Consider the following 22,802-nt stretch of genomic DNA (forward strand, 5'->3'; position numbering starts at 1 on the left):
CGGCCGGGTCCCGGACCGTCCGGGCCGCCGCCGGGACGTCCGCAGGACGGACCGCCGCAGGGGCAGGTTCCCCCGGGTCGCCCGCCGCAGGCACCGCCCGGGCAGGTGCCGCCCGGACCGCCCCGGCCGGTGCCTCCGGAGGGGCAGCCGCCGCAGGCCCAGGAGACGCGGCGGATGGGCCCGCCCGGCCCCGGGCAGCCGCCCGGACCGGCAGGCCCGCCGCCCGGCGCACCGCCGATGCCGCCCGGTGCAGGTCAGCAGGGCCCGCCGATGCCGCCCGGCGCTCGTCCGGGCATGCCGCCCGGCGCACCTCCGCAGGGCCCGCCTGGCGCAGGACCGCAGGGTCCGCCGCCCGGCGCTCCGCAAGGCCCGCCGCCCGGCATCGCTCCGCAGGGGCCGCCACCCGGCGCTCCGCAGGGGCCGCCGCCGAACCAGTACCCGGCGACGCGGGTTCAGCAGCGCCTGGACGGGCTCGACGAACCGCCCGCCTACCGCGAGCCGGACGCCGATCGCCTGAGCAGCCGCGAGGATCCCTACGCCGAGGGCCGTCGCGACGAGGCCCGCATCCGCGACGCCTACGACGACGGCTACCGGGCGGCCTACTACGACCACTACGACGACCGGCGCGACAGCCGCCACGACGACCGCTACCAGGACGACTACGACGACCGGTACGAGGAGCCGCGCCGTGAACGCCGCCGGGAGCGGGCGCCCCGGGAGGACCGCTACGACGACCGCGGGTCCGGGTTCAGCGGGCCCAGCGCGGACACCATCGGCCGCCTGATCGGCGTGTTCACCGGGCTGATCGCGCTGATCTTCGTGCTGCACATCATCTTCGTGCTGACCGGCGCGAACCAGGAGAACGGCTTCGTCTCGTTCACCTACGGGACCGCGAAGATCTTCGTGTTCGGTCTGGGTGACATCTTCCAGCCGGGCGACGCGACGATCGGCGTGGTGCTCAACTACGGCCTGGCCGCGCTGATCTACCTGTTCGGCGGCCGGATCGTCGCGCGTGCGCTGAAGCGCTGAGCTCTCGGCAGCAGATCTGCAGGTAAAAGACCGTGAGCGTTTTGAGGGGCTATGGCACCACAAAACGCTCACGGTCACTGAACTGCGGAAACGCTCACAGCGGGTGGCCGTAGCGGGCGAGGACCCGGGCGCGCAGCTCCGGGTCGGTGCGCGGCACCGGTTCCAGGAACACCTCGTCCAGCTCGGGGAACTCCTCGCGCAGCATCCCGTCGATGCGCACCACCGCGTGCTCCAGCGCGGTGGAATCCAGCGCCGCGGCGAAGTCCACCCGGGCGCAGCACAGCACCCGGTCGGTGCCGACGTTCATCGACAGCAGGTCCACCACGCTGTCCACCTCCGGCTGCTCGGCCAGCCTGCGGCGCACGTCGGTCAGCAGCCTGCGGTCCGCCTGCTGACCGATGAGCAGGCCGAGGTTGGTGCGGGCCATCGTGTAGGCCACCAGCGCGAGCAGCAGGCCGATCGCGATCGAGCCCAGGCCGTCCCAGACGCTCGACCCGGTGAGGTCGTGCAGCCCGAGCCCGGCGAAGGCCAGCAGCAGCCCGGCCAGCGCCGCGCTGTCCTCCAGCAGCACCGTCTTGACCGTCGGATCGTCGGAGACCCGCAGGTGGTGCAGGATCGTGTCGCCGTCCGCGGCGGCCTCGGCCCGCACCTGCCGCATCGCGCGCAGCCAGGACACGCTCTCCAGCACGAAGGCCAGGGCGAGCACGACGTAGCCGACCAGCGGCTGGGTCTGCTCCTGCGGTTCGCCGAACAGGGTGCGGAAGCCCTCGACGAAGGCGAACACCGCGCCGGAGACGAAGATGCTGATCGCGGCGATCAGCGACCAGAAGTACCGCTCCTTGCCGTAGCCGAACGGGTGGCGGGCGTCGGCGGGCTTGCCGGAGCGCCGCAGCGCGGTCAGCAGGAACACCTCGGTGCAGGTGTCGGCCACCGAGTGCCCGGCCTCGGCGAGCATCGCGGCCGAGCCGGTGATCGCCCCGGCGATCGCCTTCAGCACCGCGATGGCCAGGTTGATGCCCAGCGCGACCAGCACCGTCAGCGTGCTCTCGCCGCCCTTCTCCGCGTCGGCCATCCGCCACCCCCGTGTCGTTCGAGATGGCGAACACGCTAGGCCGGGCAGGCCTGATCCGCCCTGTGACGCTCTGTGCTATATATCCCCCTTTCGGGGGGCGACGGTTGGTGCGCGAACCGGCATGGCACCCTGGGAATGGCCGACCCTGCGCGGTTCGGCTGGCCGCGCACGCCCCGGTAGCACCGGACAGGCGGGCCATGTCCCGTGGCCCAAGACCAGGAGTGACTGAGTGGAAAGCTTCTTCTCCTTCATCCTCTACCCGGTGTCGGCGATCTTGTGGTTCTGGCACAAGATCTTCGGCGCCGTGCTCGGCGAGGACAACGGATTCGCCTGGGCACTCGCGGTGTTCTTCCTGGTCTTCACGCTGCGCGTGGTGCTGCTCAAGCCGGCCATCAGCCAGATGCGGGCCGGCCGCAAGATGGCGAAGTTCGCCCCGCACATCCAGAAGCTGCGCGAGAAGTACAAGAACGACCGGCAGCGCATGGCGCAGGAGATGCAGAAGCTGCAGTCCGAGCACGGGGTGAACCCGCTCGGCGGCTGCCTGCCCGCGCTGCTGCAGATCCCGGTCTTCCTGAGCCTGTTCCACGTCCTGCGGAACTTCGTCCCGGGCGCGGAGAGCAACTTCATCTTCGACAAGGCCGGTGTCGAGTCGTTCATCAACGCCTCGATCTTCGGCGCGAAGCTGTCGAACTGGATCACCCAGCCGGAGCAGGAACTCGCGCTGTTCGGCACCGACCGCACCTCGATGATGATCGTCGGCATCCCGCTGATGATCATCGCGTCGGTGGCCACCTTCTTCACGATGCGCCTGTCGATGAAGAAGCAGACCGACGCCGCGATGGCCAACCCGCAGTCGGCCATGATGGCCAAGTTCATGATGTACGTCGCGCCGATCGGCGCGATCATCTCCGGTTGGTTCCTGCCGATCGCGGTCCTGCTGTACTGGCTGGCCAACAACATCTGGACCCTGGGCCAGCAGCACTTCCTGACCAAGAAGATCGACCGCGAGCAGGAGCGGGAGAAGGCCAAGGAGATCGAGGCCAAGAAGTCCGCCCCGCGGCCGAAGCCGGGTCAGAAGCCGGTGCGCCAGGACGGCAAGGACGCCGACGAGGAGTCGGCCTCGACGACCACCACCACGGCGACCAAGCCGAAGAGCAGCACCAACGGCCAGCGGCAGGGCAACCGCCAGCAGGGCGCGAAGAAGAACCGCCCCGGCAAGCAGGCGGCGTCGGCCAAGAAGGGCAAGAAACGACGATGACCTGCGACTGACGACGTGAAGAAGGGCCGGTGGAGAGATCCACCGGCCCTTCTCGTCGTTCCCGGTCAGGCCGGGGTGGCGATGACGATGCGGTTCTCGTCGTAGCCGAGGTCGCCGCCGACGTAGCGGCCACCGCAGGTCACCAGCACCAGCCGGTGCTCGCCGCCCTGCCCGAACAGCTCGCGGGCCCGGGCGGGCAGGTCGTCCTTGTGCACGGTGACGACCTCGGAGACCTGGTAGCGCCACTCCGTGCCCGCGTCGTCGACGACGGTCACGGGCTGGCCGTTCCGGGCCTCCCACAGCTCCTCGAACGGGCCGATCGAGCCCTTCCAGTTGACGTGCCCGGCCAGCACCGTGGCGCCCTTCGGGGCGTCGAGCCCGGCGCCCCACCAGGTCGCCTCGTCGACGCCGTCGGGCACCGGCAGCGTGCCGGACCGGTCGATCTCCTTGCGCACGAGCTCGGCCGTGCCGCCCTGCGGCAGCCGGACGGTGCCCGGTGGCTGCCCGGCGGGCACGTGCACCGGCTGCGCGGGCAGGGCTTGCGGAGCCGCCGCGGCCGCTTCGCGCGGCGGCACGGGCTGGTCCGCGGCCGTGCTGGTGGTGGGCGCGGTGAACAGGTTCCCGGTGACCACGACGGCCACCGCGACCAGGGCGATCACCGCGACCGCCAGCACGACGAACAGGGAGCGGCGCCGAGCTGTCACTGCTTCCGCGCCCCGATCCGCCTGCGCAGCGCGAATCCGGTCCCGCCGATCACGGTGACGGCGGTCAGCCCGGCCAGGCCGAGCAGCCCGGCGGGCACGCCCTCCTCGGTCGGGTCACCGGCCGGGATGCGGATCGGCACGGTGGGCGTGTTCGGCTTGTTGACCAGGCTCAGCTCCAGCGTCTGACCGGGCTCGACGGTGCCGGTCACCGACGGCGGGTTGGCCTCGTCGAAGGCCTCCTCGTAGCCGGGGGCGGGCTTGACCTCGGTGAGGGTGATCTCCTGCGGGGTGCGCAGGTCGGGGACCTCGACGGTGCCGTCCTCGCCGGTGACGACCACGACGGGCTCGCCGTCCTCGCCGACCAGCGGGGTGCCGTCCTGGCGCACGGCGGGCGAGCCGTCGGCGGCGGTCACGCGCAGCGAGACACCGGCGATGCCCGCCTGGCTCTCCGAGTCGGTCTTGCCGACCTTCACCACGCCCGGCGCGGTCACCGCGGTGGTCGCGGCCTCGACGGAGAGCTCCTGCTCACCGCCGGTGGACACCACGCGCTGGGTGGTGTCGGGCTGGTTGACGGCCTGCCGCACGTAGGGCCGCTCGGCCGGGGCGGACAGCTTCCCGGCGACCTTCGGGTTCGGCCCGGTCGGCGTCACCCGGAGCACCAGCGGGCTGCCGTCCTCCGGCGTGGTGACGGTGCCGTTGGCCTCGACGCCCTCGATCTCGACGTCGGTGGTGGTCAGCTGCACCGGAACGCCACCGATGCCCTTGCCGCCGGGGCCCTGCACGGTCAGGGTCCACTCCGCGGCCTGGCCGATGGTCTGCTCGCCCTCCGGCGCGGTCAGCGCGGCTTCCCACGGCCCGCGGTTCGCGCTGGCCTCGGACTTGAACGACTCCACGGCGGCCTGTGCGCCCTGCGGCAGCTTGGCCAGGTGGGCCTCGACGTCGTAGGCGATCCGCTTGAAGTCGTTGTTCGGGTCCAGGTCGGCCTGGCTGCGCGGCGCGGCGGTCCACGAGTGCAGCAGGTGCGCGAGCGCGGCGGCCTCGTCGGGCGACTGCGTGTTGCCGTAGCGCAGCAGCAGGTAGGAGATGTCGGCGGCGGTGTCGGCGGGGAGCGCGGTGCCCCACTTGGTCTTGAGCTCGTCGCCCGGCTGGTACTCCTCGCCGCTGTCCGGTGCGGTGTGCGCGAACTGCACGCACCACACCTGCTGGCCGTTGACGAGGTAGGAGCCGAGCCAGTCGCGGGCCGGGTCCGGGTTGCCCCGGTACGGCTGCCCGGGCCGCGTCTCGTGGCCGACCGCTTCCTGCGGGTCGGCGCTGGCGGCACCGGGGAGGGCCAGCAGGCTCCCCCCGGCGAGCACGGCGGTGCCCAGCACCGCCGTGACCCATTTCTTGAACATGCGCATGCGAGCTCCAGTTCCGGTGGTGGAGGTGATGCGGCGCCGCTCGTTCGTTCTGCTGAACCCCGACCAGGAATCGCGCGGGCGCCCGACGCGATACTTCCGATCACGGAGCGTGTCAACAAGAGGTCATCCGGTTGATGCTGTCGATCACTCCAAGTTGAAGATCAAGACGATCCGACTCGCCGCTATCACCCGTTGAGCCGAGTCGAGTGGTGGCGATCACCCATTTCTGCTCACCCGGTGCAGCGGCGTAGAAAGGTTGGCGACCGGATGTGATCGAGATCGCCGGAAATCGATACCGGTTAGTTTCCGGGGGAGATGGGGACATCCCGTACCGACGGGTAAAGTCGCTTTTACCGATCCGGGAACCGGTCAGCGCTGCCGAGCGTTGTTCCGAGTGACGGCGCAAGCACGCCCAGGAGGATGAGTTGCGCACAACGAGCAACCCCGCGTTCCGCAACCTGCCGACGACCGGCGGTTACGCGAACTTCAACTACGGCCAGGGGCAGCCCGCTTCGCCCTTCGGCGAGGCACCGGCGGCGCCGCCGCAGACCTCGCGTCCGATGACCATCGACGACGTGGTCACCAAGACCGCGATCACCCTCGGCCTGGCGGTGGTCACCGGCACGCTGACGTACCTGATCGGCCCGACCGCCGTCGCGCTGGCGCTGCCCGCCGCGATCATCGGTCTGGTCATCTCGCTGGTGATCATCTTCAAGAAGAAGGTCAGCCCCGGGCTGGTCATCGCCTACTCCGCGGTCGAGGGCGTGTTCCTCGGCGGCATCAGCTACGTGTTCGCCATGCTGGTCGACAACCCGGCCATCGTGATGCAGGCCATCGCGGGCACCATCGGTGTCTTCGCGGCCATGCTGGTGGTCTACAAGACCGGCGCGATCCGCGTCACCCCGAAGCTGACCAAGTGGATCATCGGCGCGGCGGCCGGTGCCGCGGTGCTGATGCTGGTCAACCTGATCGCAGGCATGTTCACCCCGGGCGGCCTCGGCCTGCGCGACGGCAGCGGCAGCCCGATGCTGGCCATCGGCTTCAGCCTGCTGTGCATCGGCATCGCGGCGTTCAGCTTCCTGCTGGACTTCGACGCCGCCGACCAGGCGATCAAGAGCGGTGTGGACGCCAAGTTCTCCTGGTACATCGCCTTCGGCCTGATGACCACGCTGGTCTGGCTCTACCTGGAGATCCTGCGCCTGCTCTCCTACTTCCAGCGCGACTGACCCCCCCACCAGAACGCGAAGCGGGGCCCTGCCGTCCGATCCGGACGACAGGGCCCCGCTTCACGCGATCGCTTCGAGGTGAAGGGCACCTTCCGCCAACTAACCTGGCGAAAGGTGCCCTTCGCTCATCCCCTGATCGCGTGGCACCACTCGGGCGGGGGAGCGGTGAAGGGCACCTTCAGGCAAGTAAGTTGCTAAAAGGTGCCCTTCACCGGTCACGCTCAGCTGAGGCGTTCGAGGACCATGGCCATGCCCTGGCCGCCGCCGACGCACATGGTCTCCAGGCCGAACTGCTTGTCGTGCCACTGCAGGGAGTTGATCAGCGTCGTCGTGATGCGGGCGCCGGTCATGCCGAACGGGTGGCCCACCGCGATCGCGCCGCCGTTGACGTTCAGCTTCTCCAGCGGGATGCCCAGGTCCTGGTAGGACGGGATCACCTGGGCGGCGAACGCCTCGTTGATCTCCACCAGGTCGATGTCGCCGATGCCCAGGCCGGCCCGCTTGAGCGCCTGCTTCGACGCCTCGACCGGGCCCAAGCCCATGATCTCCGGCGACAGGCCCGAGACGCCGGTGGACACGATGCGCGCCAGCGGGGTCAGGCCCAGCTGCTTGGCCTTGGTGTCGCTCATGATCACCAGGGCGGCGGCGCCGTCGTTGAGCGGGCAGCAGTTGCCCGCGGTGATCCGGCCGTCCGGGCGGAACACCGGCTTGAGGCCGGACACGCCCTCCTTGGTCACGCCCGCGCGCGGGCCGTCGTCGGCGGAGACGACGGTGCCGTCCGGGGTGGTGACCGGGGTGATCTCGCGGGCCCAGAAGCCGTTGGCGATCGCCTTCTCGGCCAGGTTCTGCGAGCGGACGCCGAAGTCGTCCATCTCGTCGCGGCTGATGCCCTTGACCCGCGCCAGGTTCTCCGCGGTCTGGCCCATCGGGATGTAGACGTCCGGCACGACGTCCAGGGTGCGCGGGTCGGTCCAGGAGTCCGCGCCCTGCTCGGCGGTCTGCTGGGTGCGCGCCTGGGCGTCGGCGAACAGCGGGTTCTTGGTGTCCTCGAGCGAGTCGGAGTTGCCCTTGGCGAACCGGGAGACCATCTCGACGCCCGCGCTGATGAACACGTCGCCCTCGCCGGCCTTGATGGCGTGCAGCGCCATCCGGCTGGTCTGCAGGCTCGACGAGCAGTAGCGGGTGACGGTGGTGCCGGGCAGCTGGTCGTAGCCGAGCAGCACCGAGACCACGCGCGCCATGTTGTAGCCCTGCTCGCCGCCGGGCAGGCCGCAGCCGAGCATCAGGTCGTCGATCTCGGCCGGGTCGAGCTCGGGCACCTTGTCCAGCGCGGCGCGGATGACCTGCGCGGTGAGGTCGTCCGGCCGGAGGTCCTTCAGCGACCCCTTGCCTGCGCGGCCGATGGGGGATCGGGCGGTGGCGACGATGACTGCTTCGGGCATGGGAACTCCTTCGTTCGCAGTCGCGGGCGTTGACCTACTGGTCGGTCACTTTAGATCCGCTGGCTCCATCTTGGCGGTGACCGCGGTCACCGGACAAGGAAACAACCGACCGATTGGTACGTCAGGAGGTCCGGCGGTGCAGGCGGCGGTTGAGGCTCGCCACGATGCGGCTGGTCGGGCGGCGGGCCTCGGCCGCCTCGGACCGGGTCGGCGCGGCCGGCAGCGGACCGCCCTCCCACTCGCCGATCGCCGCGCACATCGCGGGCAGCAGGATCGCCGCCGCTGCCTCGTACCCGGCCGCCGACGGGTGGAACCGGTCCGGGCTGAAGAACTCGCCCGGCCTGGCCAGGAACTCCGGCGACAGCAGGTCGGCCAGCGGAACGGCGTGCCCGCCCGCCGCCTCCACCGCCCGCCGCTGCGCGCGGCCGAGCGCCAGGCTCCAGCGCCGCGCGACCGACCGCAGCGGCTGCGGGATGGGGCGGATCGCGCCCAGGTCCGGGCAGGTGCCGACGACCACCGCCACATCGGCCTCGACCAGCCGCCGCACCGCATCGCCCAGCAGCTCGGCGCACGCCGCGACCGCCAGCTTCGAGGTGACGTCGTTGGCCCCGATGATGATCAGCGCCAACCGAGGCGGTCGCGCCAGCACGGCGTCGACCTGCGCCGACAGCTCCTGGGAGGTGGTGCCGACGATGGCGCGGGTGGTCAGCGCGACCGGCCGGTCCAGCTCCTCGGCGAGCCCGCGCGCCATCCGCACCCCGGGCAGCTCGGCCGGGAAGTCGACGCCCAGCCCGGCCGCGGCGGAGTCGCCGAGCACCGCGAACTCCAGCGGCTCGGCCCCGGCGGGCAGCTCCCGCCGCGGCACCGGACCGGTGCCGTCGGGCAGGTGGACGCCGTCGGCGCGCAGCGGGTCGTTCGCGGGCGGGCCGATCACCCGCCGCGCGTACTTGGACTGCCCGTTGAGCAGTCCGTACGCGGCGCCGGAGAGCCCACCCGCGGTGCCCGCCGCCAGCAAGGCGAGCCGGAGTGCCTTCGCTGCGATCATGCGGCCCTCCCTGAACCGGTCCAGGCCGCCCGGGCCACCGGCCGGCCGCGTCGAACGGGATGGGTCATCCTCGCCCCGCTCCGCCCGGTCCGCGCGGCGAGGAGATCCCGTTGTGGATACAACGCCGGGGAACGCGAATTCGCTCCCCACCGATATGTCGCGCCGGGTGCCGGGCGGGTTTCACGGGACTGGGAACCGAACGGGAAAAGCCTCGGTGGGTTGGGCGGTGACCAGCAGATTAGGCTCGTTGCCACAACAGCAGTCTGGGAAGGATCGAGGACCGGACGTGGACTACGTCGAGCACGTCACCGACCTGGTGGGCAACACCCCCCTGGTGCGGTTGAACGCGGTGGCAACCGGCAAGGCGCGGGTGCTGGCCAAGGTCGAATACCTCAACCCCGGTGGCAGCGTGAAGGACCGCATCGCGCAGCGCATGATCGAGGCCGCCGAGGCCTCCGGCGAGCTGCGGCCCGGCGGGACGATCGTGGAGCCGACCTCCGGCAACACCGGTGTCGGCCTGGCCATGGTCGCGCAGCGCAAGGGCTACCGCTGCGTCTTCGTCTGCCCGGACAAGGTCAGCGAGGACAAGCGCAACGTCCTCAAGGCCTACGGCGCCGAGGTCGTGGTGTGCCCGACGGCGGTCGAGCCGGAGCACCCGGACTCCTACTACAGCGTCTCCGACCGCCTGGTCCAGGAGATCGAGGGCGCCTGGAAGCCGAACCAGTACGCCAACCCGGCCAACCCGGAGTCCCACGTGCACTCCACCGGCCCGGAGATCTGGGCGCAGACCGAGGGCAAGGTGACGCACTTCGTCGCGGGCATCGGCACCGGCGGCACCATCTCCGGCACCGGCGAGTACCTGAAGAAGGTCTCCGACGGCCGGGTGAAGGTGATCGGAGCCGACCCGGAGGGCTCGGTCTACTCCGGCGGCAACGGGCGGCCCTACCTGGTGGAGGGCGTCGGCGAGGACTTCTGGCCGACCACCTACGACCGCGGGATCTGCGACCAGATCGTGGCGGTCTCCGACGCGGCCTCGTTCGAGATGACCCGGCGGCTGGCCCGCGAGGAGGCGCTGCTGGTCGGCGGTTCCTGCGGGATGGCGGTCGCGGCGGCCCTGGAGATCGCGGAGACCGCGGACCCGGACGACGTGATCGTGGTGCTGCTGCCCGACGGCGGCCGCGGCTACCTGACCAAGGTCTTCAACGACTCGTGGATGGCCTCCTACGGCTTCCTGTCGCCGGACCACGCGGGTGGCTCGGTCGGCGACGTGCTGCGCCGCAAGGACGGCACCATCCCGGACCTGGTGCACGTTCACCCGAACGAGACCGTCGCCGAGGCGGTGGCGATCATGCGCGAGTTCGGCGTCTCGCAGATGCCGGTGGTGCGCGCGGAGCCGCCGATCATGGCCGCCGAGGTCGCGGGCGCGGTCAACGAGCGCGACCTGCTGGACGCGCTGTTCGCCGGCCGCGCGAACCTGGCCGACCGGGTCGAGGCGCACATGTCCGCGCCGCTGCCGACCATCGGCGCGGGCGAGGAGGTCAGCCGTGCGATGGCCGCGCTGGCCGGGGCCGACGGAGCGATGGTGTTGATCGACGGCAAGCCCGCCGGAGTGGTCACCCGACAAGATGTGCTTGGATTCATCGCCGGTCGATGACGACTTGTTACGGAACGGCACTACGCTGCCCGGTCATCAGATAGCGTGTGCCTTCGAATGCCCAGGCTTTCGCATTTCGCCCCGAGGGAGTAGGACAACCCGATGAGCTCTCCGCAGCCGCCGGACGGCGGTCAGCAGGGTTCGGACCCCATCTCGAACCGGATGGACCCGCAGGACCCCAACCAGGCTGGCAGCGACGCGACTCAGGTCGTGCGGCCCGTGCAGTCGCAGGGACAGCCGCAGCCGCCGTCCGACTCGACGCAGGTCGTGCCGCCGTCGATGCAGCCCCCGCAGCCGATGTACCAGCAGCCCGGCCTCGCCGGGGGCGGTGCTGAAGCGACCGCGATGGTGCCGCCGTCGGCGCAGCCCGCGCAGCCGATGTACCAGCAGCCGGGCACCCAGAGCCAGCCGGGCGGCTTCCCGGCGCAGCCGGGCACGCCCGGTAGCGGCTTCCCGGCCCCGCAGGCCCAGCCGGGCTTCGGCGCCCAGCCGCCGCAGGCCGCCTACGGCCAGCCGGCAGGCCAGAGCCAGGGCAGCAAGGGCCTCGCCCTGACCGTCGGTTGGGTCGCGACGGTCATCGGTGGTATCGGCTCGATCTTCAACCTGATCAGTCTGATCGGCCTCGGCTCGGCCTACGCCCTGTACGAGCAGGCCATGCAGGCCCGCGAAGAGTGGGGCGACCTCGGCAGCGAGTACGGCATCGAGATGCCGGAGGTTCCGGCGCTGCCGCCGTACGGCCTGATGATGGCGGTCTACATCGTCATGCTGCTCTCCAGCCTGACTCTGCTGGGCGGCGGCATCATGGTCATCATCAAGAAGAGCATCGGCTCGATCCTCATCGCTGCCGCTTCCGGCCTGTACGTCATCGGCCAGCTGGTCCTGCTCTTCAGCGGCATGTACCAGGGCGTCACCTTCAGCATCATCCTCGCCATCATCTGGATCCTGTTCGCCATCGCTCTCGCCGTGCTGGCGTTCCTGCCGGGCACCAAGGCGTACCTGGCCTCGGCGGGTGCCGGTGCCCCGGCTCCGGCCGCCGCCGGTGGCTACGGCCAGCCGCAGCAGTTCGGCCAGCAGCCCGGCCAGCCGGGTCAGTTCGGCCAGCAGCCCGGTCAGCAGCAGTTCGGCCAGCCGGGCCAGCAGCCGGGTCAGCCCGGTGGCTACCCGCCGCCGCCCGGTGGCCCGCAGCCGCCGCAGTGGTGACCCGCTGAGCTAGTTCCGAAGCGGCCCCCGACCAGCCCGGTCGGGGGCCGCTTCGCGTTCGGGCCCGGGCCTTTCCGCAGGTCGTCTCCCGTGAGCGGTTCGGGGTGCTATAACACCTCAAAACGCTCACGGGTCCTGACCTGCGGGAAGTGCGTTCGGGCCCGAGTCGGCGGGGCGCCCGTCGGCCCGTACGCTGCTGGACATGAGCGATGGCTTTGCTACCCGCGCGATTCACGCGGGGCAGGAGGCGGATCCGACGACCGGTTCGGTGATCGTGCCGATCCACGCCACCTCGACCTACGCCCAGGACGGCGTGGGCGGGATGCGCGGGGGTTACGAGTACTCGCGCACCGGCAACCCCACCCGCACCGCGCTGGAGCAGTGCCTGGCGGAGCTGGAGGGCGGCCGCTACGGGCGCGCTTTCGCCTCCGGCATGGCCGCCACCGACGCGGTGCTGCGGGCGACCCTGCGGCCGGGCGACCACCTGGTGATCCCGGACGACGCCTACGGCGGCACGTTCCGGCTGATCGATAAGGTGCTGTCCGGCTGGGGCATCGAGTACACCCCGGCTCCGGTGTCCGATGTGGACGCAGTGCGCGCGGCGATCCAGCCCAACACCAAGCTGATCTGGATCGAGACGCCCACCAACCCGCTGCTCAACATCGCCGACATCGCCGCGCTGGCGCAGGTGTCCCGCGAGGCGGGCACGAAGCTGGTGGTGGACAACACCTTCGCCTCGCCGTTCCTGCAGCAGCCGCTGGAGCTCGGCGCGAACGTCGTGGTGCACTCGACGACCAAGTACCTGGGCGGGCACTCCGACGTGGTCGGCGGTGCGGTGATCACCTCCGACGACGAGCTGGCCGAGCAGATCGCGTTCCTGCAGAACGGCGCGGGCGCGGTGCCGGGGCCGTTCGACGCGTTCCTGACGCTGCGCGGCGCCAAGACCCTCGCGATCCGCATGGAGCGGCACAGCGCCAACGCGGAGCGGATCGTCGCCGCGCTGGCCGGGCACCCCAAGGTCGCGAAGGTCCTCTACCCGGGGCTGCCGGAGCACCCCGGCCACGAGGTCGCGGCCAAGCAGATGCGGCACTTCGGCGGGATGATCTCGTTCCTGCACGCCGACGGCGAGGAGGCCGCGCTGCAGGTCTGCGCGCGCACCCGGCTGTTCACGCTGGCCGAGTCGCTGGGCGGGGTGGAATCCCTGATCGAGCACCCGGGCCGCATGACGCACGCGAGCACGGCGGGCTCGATGCTGCAGGTCCCGGCCGAGCTGGTCCGCCTCTCGGTGGGCATCGAGGACGCCGACGACCTGGTCGAGGACATCCTCCAGGCGCTGGGCTGAGCTGTATCGCCTCTCCGCGATTTTCAGTGGTGGTGGCGTTGAGACGTTGTCTCGCGTTTTCGGGGTTTCTTGTGGCTGGGTTGCGTCACGGTCCCCTGAGGTGCGGTTGGGCCGGGCTCGGGACTGTGCCCGGCGAAGTCGTCCTGGGTGGGCTGTGTGCCGGTTTTGCCGGTAACCGGCCGGGCCGTTCTGGGTGTGGTGGGGTGTCAGTTTTAGGCAAAACCGACACCCCACCAGCCCTGCCCCCTGGAACGTCGATCTCTCGCTTGGCAGTTCACCGGGCCATGGCCGGGTCGTTGCCTCCGTGGTCGGCCGGGGGGCGCGGGTTGACTGGGAGGTCGTCCGGCTGCAGGCAGCCGCCGATCAGCTCGACCGCGTCATCGCGCACCTGGTAGGAGCCGGGGTCCTCGCACCCGGACTGCAGCACCGCGAAGACCGCCGCGCCGGACAGCGCGGCCGCGGTGATCACGCCCGTGACCAGTGGAAGAGCGCGGTTGGCCGGAGTCAGCTGCGACATGCTTCCTCCTGTCCGGTGGTCTGCGCGGTGGTCCGCTGCCGGGGCCGCTCGGCGGTCGCGCATCGCCCCCGTCGCGACTGGCCGCTCCTGTCGAGGGTACCCAACGTGGTGCTCGAGTGACCGCCGATTCGCGGTGGCACCCGAGGTCAGAGGTTTCCGCGGCGTTCCTGTTCGCGTTCGATGGCCTCGAAGAGGGCCTTGAAGTTCCCCTTGCCGAAGCCGAGCGAGCCGTGCCGCTCGATCATCTCGTAGAACACCGTCGGCCGGTCGCCGATCGGCTTGGTGAAGATCTGCAGCAGGTAGCCGTCCTCGTCGCGGTCGACCAGGATGCCGTGCTCCTTCAGCGTCTCGATCGGCACCCGCACCTCGCCGATGCGCGCCCGCAGCTCCGGGTCGTCGTAGTAGGTGTCCGGCGCGTTCAGGAACTCCACGCCCGCGGCCCGCATCGCGGTGACCGTCTTGATGATGTCGCCGGTGGCCAGCGCGATGTGCTGGCAGCCGGGGCTCCGGTAGTACTCCAGGTACTCGTCGATCTGCGACTTGCGCCTGCCCGCGGCCGGCTCGTTGAGCGGGAACTTGACCCGGTGGTTGCCGTTGGCCACCACCTTGCTCATCAGCGCCGAGTACTCGGTGGCGATGTCGTCGCCGACGAACTCGGCCATGTTCACGAAGCCCATGACCCGGTTGTAGAAGTCCACCCAGCGGTCCATCTGGCCGAGCTCGACGTTGCCCACGCAGTGGTCGACGGCCTGGAACAACCGCTTCGGCGAGTCCGCGGGCTTGACGTAGCTGCCCCGATGCGCGAGGTATCCGGGCAGGTAGGGGCCGGTGTAGCGGCTGCGGTCGAGCAGCGTGTGCCGGGTCTCGCCGTAGGTGGCGATCGCCGCGGAGCGGACCGTGCCGTGCTCGTCGGAGGTGTCGTGCGGCTCGGCCAGCACGGTCGCGCCCTGCACCCGCGCGTGCTCGACGCACTTGTCCACGTCGAGCACCTCCAGCGCCAGGTCGACCACGCCGTCGCCGTGCCGCCGGTGGTGGTCGGCCAGCGGGCTGTCCGGGTCGACGGCGCCCTTGAGCACGAAGCGCGCCGAACCGGACTTGAGCACGAACGCCTTGTGGTCGCGGTTGCCGGTCTCCGGGCCGCAGTAGGCGACCAGCTCCATGCCGAAGGCGACCTGGTAGAACAGCGCGCTCTGGGTGGCGTTGCCGACGACGAACACCACCGCGTCGAGCGCTCTGACCGGGAACGGGTCCTTCGCGTCGTCGTGCTCGACGAGTCCGACCAGGCGGCGCATCTGGTCGAAGGTCACGTCGTCGAGCTGCTCGGGCTGGTTCCCGCGGTTGACTGTGCCGGTCACGATGTCCTCCCCCGTGCGGTGCTGGGTTCAGCGTGCGCCGGGCGGTCATCTTGGGCAACAGGGCTTGATTCTCATGGGCAATCTGACCAGTATTCGATCGGATCGGCTGGTTGAACCGCCTAAAGCGGAGGGTGTGACGTGGCTCCCAAGGACGAGGGTCTGGACGCGCTGGACGCGCGTCTCCTGCTGCTGCTGTCCGACGAGCCGCGCCTGGGCGTGCTGGAGTGCTCCCGCAGGCTGGGCGTGGCGCGCGGCACCGTGCAGGCGCGGATGGACCGGCTGGTGCAGCGCGGTGTCCTGCTGGGATTCCCGCCGGAGCTGGACCTGGCGGCGATGGGCTACGGCCTGACGGCTTTCGCGGTGCTGGAGATCGCCCAGGGACACCGCGCGCTGGTCGCCGAGCAGCTGGCCGCGATCGACGAGGTGTGCGAGGTGCACGCGACGACCGGTCAGGGCGATCTGTTCGTCCGCATGGTGGCCCGCTCGAACGCGGACCTGCAGCGGGTGATCGACGAAGTCGTCGGCGTCACCGGAGTCCGCCGCACCTCGACGTCGATAGCCCTGTCCACCCCGGTGGCGCCCCGAGTCCGCCCGCTCCTGGAACGCCTCGCGAAATCAGCGGAATGAAAACATCGCGGACGCCCAATGCGAGGGCGTCCGCGATGCGCGATTCACCGACGAGAGAACTCGTCTTTCTTTTCTTTAAAGCGCGACAACTGCTTTCGATGTCCAAGACCGATCGCGAAGCAGGAGCCGTCTCCCGATGCGTCAGCCCGCGAAGGGTTCTGCCTTGACCAGGGTGACCTTCATCGTGCCGCCGTTGGGCAGCTCGTACTCGCGGGTCTCGCCCTCCTTGGCGTCCAGCAGCGCCTGGCCCAGCGGGGAGCTCGGGGAGTAGACCTCCAGGTCGCCGTGCGCGCCTTCCTCGCGGGTGGCCAGCAGGAACTGCTCGGTCTCGTCCTCGCCGTCGTAGCGGACGGTCAGCACCGAACCGGGGCGGGCCACACCGGACTCGGTGGGCACATCGCCGACCTTGGCGGTGCGCAGCAGCTCCTGCAGCTGGCGGATGCGGGCCTCGAACTGGCCCTGCTCCTCGCGGGCGGCGTGGTACCCGCCGTTCTCCCGGAGGTCGCCCTCCTCGCGGGCGTCGTTGATCTTCTTCGCGATCACCGGGCGGTTGGCCACGAGCTCGTCCAGCTCACCCTTGAGCCGGTCGTAAGCATCCTGGGTCAGCCAGGTCACCTGGGTCTCGCTCACGGTCACCACTCCTCGTCGACTGCGTCCCGCGACTCCATCACGGGCACCATTGCATTTCCGCGTTGTTTTCCGGCGCGATGGCCAAGTAACGGAAAAACACGGCCCTCGCGGGGCCGTGCTGTGCTCGACGATAGCACGAAACGCCACGCCGAGGGGCTGCATTTTCCCAGCGCCCGGCGTGGAACGCCTGTCTTCACCCAGTTGGCCGCGTGTGGGTGGACAAATATTCAGGAACGTTGTAAGTGCAGCCGTACACCTCCCCGGTGGCCGGTTCGGAGGACGTGCGCAACACAGTTTCCTGCCTGGTCACGCCGTCCGCAGGATGGATGAGGACTTCCTTGCGGCCGATCTCCTCACCCGACTTGGCGCGGGAGCGCACCACGCACGCGGCGGGGCGCTGCGGATCGTCGCGCTGGACCTCGACCACGATGCGGACGGAGTCCTCGCCGACGATCTCGAAGGCGACCTGCTTGCCCTCGATGGGCGCGGTGCCGAAGTTCTGGTAGGCGACGACCGACACGCCGACCAGGGCGGCGAGCACGACGGCGAAGAGCAGCCAGCGACGGCCCGGTCGCAGTCGCGCTTTCCTAGCGCGCGACCCGTACCGGTCCTGCGGGATCTGCGGGTGCGTCACCGGCTCGAGAAGCCTTTCGCCTGGTCTTGCCGACCCCCGCTCGCGGGGGCTGGCGCTCGGTTCGTCGGGCGCACCGGGAACAATGGGGCCCGACATCCACGTTAAGTATCCCTGGGGTGTCCTGCGGCCTGTCAGCGGGGCCGTGTTCAGGAGAGATGCTGCGAAGCGGGAGGGGATTACCCGGCGATGGCGGACAAGCTGCGGCTGATGACGGTGCACGCGCACCCGGATGACGAGTCCAGCAAGGGAGCCGCGACCACTGCGCGCTACGTGGCCGACGGACACGAGGTGATGGTGGTCACCTGCACTGGAGGTGAAGCGGGCAGCATCCTCAACCCGGCCATGGACCGGCCCGAGGTGGTGGAGAACCTCACCGAGGTCCGGCGCCAGGAGATGGCGAAGGCGGCGGAGATCCTCGGTGTCCAGCACCGCTGGCTGGGCTTCGTCGACTCCGGCCTGCCGGAGGGCGACCCGCTGCCGCCGCTGCCGGAGGGCGTGTTCGCCACCACGCCGATGGAGGTGTCCACCCGGGAGCTGGTCGCGGTGATCCGCGAGTTCCGCCCGCACGTGGTGATCACCTACGACGAGAACGGCGGCTACCCGCACCCGGACCACATCCGGTGCCACGAGATCTCGGTGGCGGCCTTCGACGCGGCCGGCGACCCCGACCTGTACCAGGACGCCGGGGAACCGTGGCAGCCGCTGAAGCTGTACTACTCGCACGGCTTCTCCCGCAAGCGCATGCAGCTCTTCCACGAGGCGCTGCTGGCCCGCGACATCGAGTCGCCCTACGGCGAGTGGCTGGCCAAGTGGGACTCCTCGCGGCCGGACCCGGACGAGCGGGTCACCACCAGGGTCGAGTGCGCCGAGTACTTCGCGCAGCGCGATGACGCACTCCGCGCCCACGCGACCCAGATCGACCCGAACAGCAGGTGGTTCGCGGTGCCGCTGGACATCCAGCAGGACCTGTGGCCGACCGAGGACTACGAGCTGGTCCGCTCCCTGGTCGACACCACGTTGCCGGAGGACGACCTGTTCTCCGGCGTGCAGGAGAAGGTGTGCGCATGACTGCCCTGGAAACCGCGGCCTACGTGATCGCGCAGGCCCCGGCACCGCCGAACGACCCGGGCGGGCAGGGCGAGGACTTCGGCAAGTCCTCCCCGGTCGGCCTGGTGCTGCTGATCCTGTTCGCCGTGGCGGTGGTCTTCCTGATCCGCTCGATGACCAAGCACCTGCGCAAGGTGCCGGTGGTCTTCGACGAGGACAAGGCCGCCACGGCGGCCCCGGCGAAGGTGAAGCGAGCCGAAGCGGCCCGCGAAGCCGAAGCCGAACCGCAGGAGGGCGAGACGAAGCCCGGCAAGGACGAAACCCCTTAGCCAGGGGGAGAAGCGGGGCCGTCCGGTGCGACCGGGCGGCCCCGCTCTCGTTCATGCCGGCGGTGGGATCTTCGGGAAGCGGAGGCGGGTGCTCGGACCGACCGGCCTGAGCAGCCGTGCTTCGCCCTGCTCCCGCGGCCGTTCGGCCGGGGCGCCGGTCAGCCATTCCGGGCCGGTCGCGTCCTTCAGCAGCAGCTGGTGGGCGCAGTGGCCGAGGCCGGGGACGATGCTGTTCCGCTGCTGCGGGTTCAGGCCGTTGCTCGCCACGACCAGGTGCAGGCCGATCTCGTGGGCGTCCGCGAGGAATTCGTCCAGGCCGCCCAGCGAGCGCAGCTCCGGGCGGCGGTCGACCACGTCGAAGTCGTCGACGACGACGAACAGCTCCGGGCCGGACCACGCGGCTGGGCCGCGGCGTTTCTGCAGGGACGCGATGACCTGCACCAGATCCCTGGTCGATTCCTCCCAGGTCCGGTGCCACGCCAGCAGGTGGTCTTCCGAGATCAGCGAGTGGTGGTGCTCGCGGCGGTAGTCGATCAGCAGCACCTTGGCCTGCTTCGGCGAGTACGCGTTCGCGATTCCGCGCAGCGCGGTGCGGATCGCCGTGCTCTTCCCGGATTCCGGCCCACCGGTGATCAGCAGGTGCGGGTGCTCGCCGCTCAGGTCGAGGAGCACGGGTTCGCCGCCGTCGTCGATGCCGAGCGGGATGGCGTGCGGTTCGGGCTTCGGGAGGTCGTCGTAGCCGACCGGGGTCCGCTCGTGGCCGAGTTGGCGGAAGCGGGGACCCGGCCAGGATTCGTCGATGCGGGCGACGAGGGCCCTGGTCTTGGCGGGCAGGTCGTCCGGCAGCCCGGATTCGACGTGCTCGAAGTAGCTGGGCAGGACGTCGTCGGGCACGGGCAGGTTGATCGTGCCCCACAGCTCGCGGTGCAGGCAGTGCCCGGCTTCGTCCGGGAGCCGTTCGGCCGCCGGGATGGAGATCAGCGACTCGCGCGGATCGGTGAGCCGCAGCTCGATCCGGCCACGGGTGAGTTCGCGCAGTTCGCGCGGGAGGTCGTCCCAGCGGTTGGCGGTGACGATCAGGTGGATGCCGTGCTCCGGTCCGCGCCGGGCCAGGTGCAGCACGCGGTCGGCGAGGCCTGGGTGCTGGTGCACCTCCGGCCAGCCGTCGACGACGAGGAAGTGATCGGTGGCCTCTTCACCGAGATCGGCTTCGGCCCGCCTGCGGCGGAAATCGGCGGTGGAGTCGATCTCCTCCGCGACGAAGAACCGGATGCGCCGGTCCAATGTGGACTCCAGGTGCGCCAGTGCCCGGTCGACCCGCTCGCGGGTGTGGCTGGGCACGACGGCTCCGCTGTGCGGCAGGTCCCGCAGCGGCAGCAGGCCGTTGCCGCCGAAGGCCAGGCAGTGGAAGCGGACTTCGGTCGGGGTGCTGGTCAGCGCCAGTGCCATCAGGGCGGTCGACACCGCGGTGGTCTTGCCGCTGCCGGGGCGCCCGACGATCGCGAGCCTGCTGTGGGCGCCGGAGAAGTCCAGCAGCAGCGGGTCCTGCCGGTGCTCGCGCGGGTTGTCGACGGTTCCGATGGTGACGACCGGCGGTGATGCGGTCCCGGTGCCGTAGCCGCGGTCCTCGCTGGTGGTCAGCGCGGGCAGCGGGGCGTCCACGCCGGACGGCGGTTCCTGCCCGGGTGGCGGCAGGACGAGCTGCCGAGCCGGTCGCGCCTGGTTCCGCACCCGGTCCGCGAACAGCTTGTAGGCCGGGACCGGGTGGGCCGGGGAGCTCGACGGGTGCGGCAGATCGGCGCGGGCGGCGCGGAACCGCACCGGCTCCTCCTCTCCCACCACCAGGTAGGCGTGCCCGTCCTGGGGCAGCAGCGTTGCGCGGTCGTCTCCCAGCAGCGCCTTCGAGCGGTCCCGTTGGAAGTTCCTCAGCACCATCGAGTCCACGCGGTGGTCGAGATGGCTCGGCAGTTGGTCCGGCCCGTTGGCGCTGAAGATCAGCCTGATCCCGGAATCGTCCGCGGAGATCAGCTTCTTCAGGGTCCTCTCGAAACCCGGTACCTCGTCGAGGAATGCGGGGAGGCGATCGATCGCCACCACCAGCAGCGGCAGCGGATCGAGCTCGGTCTGCGGCTGGATCACCTGGTAGTCGGTGAACTTCTGCGCGGACAGCGCGGTGCGGAGCTTGGCTCGCCTTTCGAGCTCGCCTTCCAGCGCGGCGGCGAGCCGGTGCTCACCGGATTGGCCCGCGCGGAGCGTCTGGATCGCTGCGCTGTGCGGAAGGTCGCTGAGCGCGTCCCAGACCGGGTGGCTCCAGTACGTGCCCAGGCACAGGATGCTGAGCTCCGTCGGGGAGTGCGTCGCAGCCATCCCGAACAGGACGTCGTGCAGGACCGAAGATTGGCCAGCACCGGTGCCGCCGAAGATGCCGAACGCGGGCTTCGACCTGATCAGGTCGAGCAGCACCGGCTGCTGGTTCTCGTCCACGCCGACGGGAACCCGGTAGCGCTGGTCGACATCCCGCGGCTGCCAGATCTTGTTCAGGTCGAACAGCAGCGCATCGTCGATGCCCGCGAGGCCGAACATGTCGACCGGCTCGTCGGGCTTCGGTTCCGGGCGGCTGATCCGCATCGTTTCCGCTGGCGGCGGCTGCACCGGGGGCGGCGGGGGAGGTGCGACGGGACGCGGGGGAGGCGGCATCGGGGGCCGGGCGGGCGGCATGCCGGGCGGAGGCCCCGCCGGGCGCGGATTCGGTTGGAACTGCGGGTGTCCTGGTCGCAACGGAGTCCCCCTGCTCGATCAACTTCCGCTGGAACGGTAGTGGATCGGGCCGCTGGGAAGGCCGTCTTTCGAGCACGTTCGCGAGTGCGCAGGCGCACCTGCGCACTCGCGAAACCGTCATCCGTGGACCTGGGCGAAGGCCTCGCGGTGGTGGTGGCGGATCCGCTCGCCCGCCGAGGAGTCGGTGACTTCCAGCTCCGCCGCACCGGCCAGCGGCCAGTCCGGCTGGTGCCCGGTCAGGGCCCAGGCCGCTTGGCGGGCCGCGCCGCGGGCCACGTACTCCGCGGGCGCGGGCACCGTCACCGGAACCCCGAACACCTGCGGCGCCGCGACCTGCACCGCCTCGGACTGCGCCGCACCACCGATGAGCAGCACCCGGCGCACTTCGACGCCCTGCGCGCGCAGGGCGTCGACGCCTGTCGCGAGGCCGCAGAGCATTCCTTCGACCGCCGCGCGGGCCAGGTTCTGCGGGGTCATGTTGTCGCGGCGGAGTCCGAGCAGGGTGCCGCTGGCGTCGGGCAGCGTCGGAGTGCGCTCGCCGTCCAGGTACGGCAGCAGGACGATGTCGTCCGCGCCCGGGGCGGCTTCGCAGGCCAGGCGGTCGAACTCGGCCATCTCCACGCCCAGCAGCGCCGCCGTCGAGGTGAGCACCCGGGCCGCGTTGAGCGTGCACACCAGCGGCAGGAACTGCCCGGTGGCGTCGGCGAAACCGGCGATCGTGCCGGTGGGGTCGGCGCTCGGGTGCTCCGCCGAGGCGAACACGGTGCCGCTGGTGCCCAGGGACACCACGACGTCGCCCGGGCCGATCGCCAGGCCCAGCGCGGCTCCCATGTTGTCGCCGGTTCCCGCCGAGACCAGCCTGCCGTCGGGCGTGCGGCCGGCCGGTTCGGCCGGGCCCAGGACGCGGGGCGTGCGCGGGGTTCGCCCGCCGAAGGCGGTGGCCAGCACGTCCTGGCGGTAGCGGCCCTCGCCGGGCGACCAGTAGCCGGTGCCCGAGGCGTCGCCGCGGTCGGTGACCATCTCGCCGGTCAGCCGCCAGGTCAGCCAGTCGTGCGGGAGCAGCACGTCGGTGACCCGGTCGGACAGCTCCGGCTCGTGCTCGGCCATCCACCGCAGCTTGCTGACCGTGAAGCTGGCCACCGGCACGAGGCCCACCGCGTCGGCGCACGCCTGCGCACCGCCGAGCTCCGCGGTCAGGTCGAGCGCGGCCTGCGCGGAGCGGTTGTCGTTCCACAGCAGCGCGGGCCGGACCACCTCGCCGCGCTCGTCCAGCGCCACCAGGCCGTGCTGCTGCGCGGCGATGCCGATGCCGGCCACGTCGTCGAGCAGTCCGGCGGTGGCGGTGGCGAGCGCCTGCCACCACTCGGCCGGGTCGGCGACCGTGCCGTCCGGGTGCGGGGCGCGGCCTTCCCGCACCACCCGCCCGGTCTCGCTGTCGCACACCACGACCTTGGTGGACTGGGTGGAGGAGTCGACCCCGGCGACCAGGCTCATCTCGGACCTCCTGCGGCCG

The 22,802-nt window shown here is 70.9% G+C and carries 20 protein-coding genes; 9 read left to right on the forward strand and 11 right to left on the reverse strand.

The window, feature by feature from the left end:
- Nucleotides 1-174 precede the first annotated feature (174 nt).
- A complete protein-coding gene (locus tag OU416_RS29095) occupies nucleotides 175-1,029 on the forward strand; it encodes a hypothetical protein (RefSeq protein ID WP_270930223.1) in 855 nt (284 codons plus the stop codon).
- 94 nt (nucleotides 1,030-1,123) lie between these two features.
- Here the strand turns inward: OU416_RS29095 and OU416_RS29100 are convergent, their stop codons facing one another.
- A complete protein-coding gene (locus OU416_RS29100; RefSeq protein ID WP_270930224.1) occupies nucleotides 1,124-2,101 on the reverse strand; it encodes a cation diffusion facilitator family transporter in 978 nt (325 codons plus the stop codon).
- A gap of 229 nt (nucleotides 2,102-2,330) precedes the next feature.
- Here OU416_RS29100 and yidC point away from each other — a divergent pair, with 229 nt between their 5' ends.
- Complete coding sequence (yidC, locus tag OU416_RS29105) at nucleotides 2,331-3,359, forward strand: membrane protein insertase YidC (protein ID WP_270930225.1); 1,029 nt, start codon at nucleotides 2,331-2,333, stop codon at nucleotides 3,357-3,359.
- A gap of 65 nt (nucleotides 3,360-3,424) precedes the next feature.
- Here yidC and OU416_RS29110 read toward each other — a convergent pair whose 3' ends face one another.
- On the reverse strand, nucleotides 3,425-4,063 hold the full coding sequence (locus tag OU416_RS29110; protein ID WP_270930226.1) for a class F sortase: 639 nt from the start codon (nucleotides 4,061-4,063) through the stop codon (nucleotides 3,425-3,427).
- Nucleotides 4,060-5,457, reverse strand: a complete 1,398-nt coding sequence (locus OU416_RS29115) for an MSCRAMM family protein (RefSeq protein ID WP_270930227.1) — start codon at nucleotides 5,455-5,457, stop codon at nucleotides 4,060-4,062. The genes OU416_RS29110 and OU416_RS29115 overlap by 4 nt, the downstream gene beginning before the upstream one ends.
- A 431-nt stretch (nucleotides 5,458-5,888) precedes the next feature.
- Here OU416_RS29115 and OU416_RS29120 point away from each other — a divergent pair, with 431 nt between their 5' ends.
- Nucleotides 5,889-6,689: a Bax inhibitor-1/YccA family protein gene (locus OU416_RS29120; RefSeq protein ID WP_270930228.1), complete on the forward strand. Its 801-nt coding sequence runs from the start codon at nucleotides 5,889-5,891 to the stop codon at nucleotides 6,687-6,689.
- A 221-nt stretch (nucleotides 6,690-6,910) separates the two neighbouring features.
- Here the strand turns inward: OU416_RS29120 and OU416_RS29125 are convergent, their stop codons facing one another.
- Nucleotides 6,911-8,131, reverse strand: a complete 1,221-nt coding sequence (locus OU416_RS29125; protein ID WP_270930229.1) for an acetyl-CoA C-acetyltransferase — start codon at nucleotides 8,129-8,131, stop codon at nucleotides 6,911-6,913.
- 121 nt (nucleotides 8,132-8,252) lie between these two features.
- Entirely contained in the window at nucleotides 8,253-9,176 is a 924-nt protein-coding gene (locus tag OU416_RS29130; RefSeq protein ID WP_270930230.1) for an SGNH/GDSL hydrolase family protein, read from the reverse strand.
- Between the two features lie 286 nt (nucleotides 9,177-9,462).
- On the opposite strand from OU416_RS29130, the gene OU416_RS29135 reads away from it, so the two are divergent.
- The 3 genes from OU416_RS29135 to OU416_RS29145 all read left to right on the forward strand — a co-directional run bounded on the left by OU416_RS29135 (nucleotide 9,463) and on the right by OU416_RS29145 (nucleotide 13,372).
- A complete protein-coding gene (locus tag OU416_RS29135) occupies nucleotides 9,463-10,830 on the forward strand; it encodes a cystathionine beta-synthase (RefSeq protein WP_270930231.1) in 1,368 nt (455 codons plus the stop codon).
- 102 nt (nucleotides 10,831-10,932) lie between these two features.
- The gene (locus OU416_RS29140) at nucleotides 10,933-12,030 is read left to right on the forward strand and encodes a hypothetical protein (protein ID WP_270930232.1); all 1,098 of its coding nucleotides are present in this window, start codon (nucleotides 10,933-10,935) and stop codon (nucleotides 12,028-12,030) included.
- Nucleotides 12,031-12,232: 202 nt separating this feature from the next.
- Nucleotides 12,233-13,372 (forward strand): cystathionine gamma-synthase, encoded by a 1,140-nt coding sequence (locus OU416_RS29145; protein ID WP_270930233.1) that lies wholly within the window; start codon nucleotides 12,233-12,235, stop codon nucleotides 13,370-13,372.
- Nucleotides 13,373-13,646: 274 nt separating this feature from the next.
- Here OU416_RS29145 and OU416_RS29150 read toward each other — a convergent pair whose 3' ends face one another.
- Both OU416_RS29150 and hppD read right to left on the reverse strand, forming a co-directional pair.
- Nucleotides 13,647-13,889, reverse strand: a complete 243-nt coding sequence (locus OU416_RS29150; RefSeq protein WP_270930234.1) for a hypothetical protein — start codon at nucleotides 13,887-13,889, stop codon at nucleotides 13,647-13,649.
- A gap of 146 nt (nucleotides 13,890-14,035) precedes the next feature.
- Nucleotides 14,036-15,181, reverse strand: a complete 1,146-nt coding sequence (hppD, locus tag OU416_RS29155; RefSeq protein WP_270930261.1) for a 4-hydroxyphenylpyruvate dioxygenase — start codon at nucleotides 15,179-15,181, stop codon at nucleotides 14,036-14,038.
- Between the two features lie 201 nt (nucleotides 15,182-15,382).
- On the opposite strand from hppD, the gene OU416_RS29160 reads away from it, so the two are divergent.
- Nucleotides 15,383-15,871, forward strand: a complete 489-nt coding sequence (locus OU416_RS29160; protein ID WP_270930235.1) for an Lrp/AsnC family transcriptional regulator — start codon at nucleotides 15,383-15,385, stop codon at nucleotides 15,869-15,871.
- Between the two features lie 141 nt (nucleotides 15,872-16,012).
- Here OU416_RS29160 and greA read toward each other — a convergent pair whose 3' ends face one another.
- Together greA and OU416_RS29170 are read right to left on the reverse strand one after the other, a co-directional pair.
- Entirely contained in the window at nucleotides 16,013-16,501 is a 489-nt protein-coding gene (greA, locus tag OU416_RS29165; RefSeq protein WP_270930236.1) for a transcription elongation factor GreA, read from the reverse strand.
- Between the two features lie 193 nt (nucleotides 16,502-16,694).
- Complete coding sequence (locus OU416_RS29170; RefSeq protein ID WP_270930237.1) at nucleotides 16,695-17,135, reverse strand: DUF4307 domain-containing protein; 441 nt, start codon at nucleotides 17,133-17,135, stop codon at nucleotides 16,695-16,697.
- Nucleotides 17,136-17,321: 186 nt separating this feature from the next.
- Here OU416_RS29170 and mca point away from each other — a divergent pair, with 186 nt between their 5' ends.
- Both mca and OU416_RS29180 read left to right on the forward strand, forming a co-directional pair.
- Nucleotides 17,322-18,203, forward strand: coding sequence for a mycothiol conjugate amidase Mca (gene mca / locus OU416_RS29175; protein WP_270930238.1), 882 nt, complete (start codon nucleotides 17,322-17,324; stop codon nucleotides 18,201-18,203).
- Nucleotides 18,200-18,511 (forward strand): hypothetical protein, encoded by a 312-nt coding sequence (locus OU416_RS29180; RefSeq protein ID WP_270930239.1) that lies wholly within the window; start codon nucleotides 18,200-18,202, stop codon nucleotides 18,509-18,511. Before mca ends, OU416_RS29180 begins: the two co-directional genes overlap by 4 nt.
- Nucleotides 18,512-18,562: 51 nt before the next feature.
- Here the strand turns inward: OU416_RS29180 and eccCb are convergent, their stop codons facing one another.
- Entirely contained in the window at nucleotides 18,563-21,139 is a 2,577-nt protein-coding gene (eccCb, locus tag OU416_RS29185; protein ID WP_270930240.1) for a type VII secretion protein EccCb, read from the reverse strand.
- Nucleotides 21,140-21,406: 267 nt separating this feature from the next.
- Nucleotides 21,407-22,783 carry a xylulokinase gene (xylB, locus tag OU416_RS29190; RefSeq protein ID WP_270930241.1) on the reverse strand — a complete coding sequence of 459 codons (1,377 nt, stop codon included), beginning with the start codon at nucleotides 22,781-22,783 and terminating at the stop codon, nucleotides 21,407-21,409.
- Between the last annotated feature and the right edge of the window lie 19 nt (nucleotides 22,784-22,802).

The sequence above is a fragment of the Saccharopolyspora indica genome (assembly GCF_027853965.1).
Classification (GTDB): Bacteria; Actinomycetota; Actinomycetes; order Mycobacteriales; family Pseudonocardiaceae; genus Saccharopolyspora; species Saccharopolyspora indica.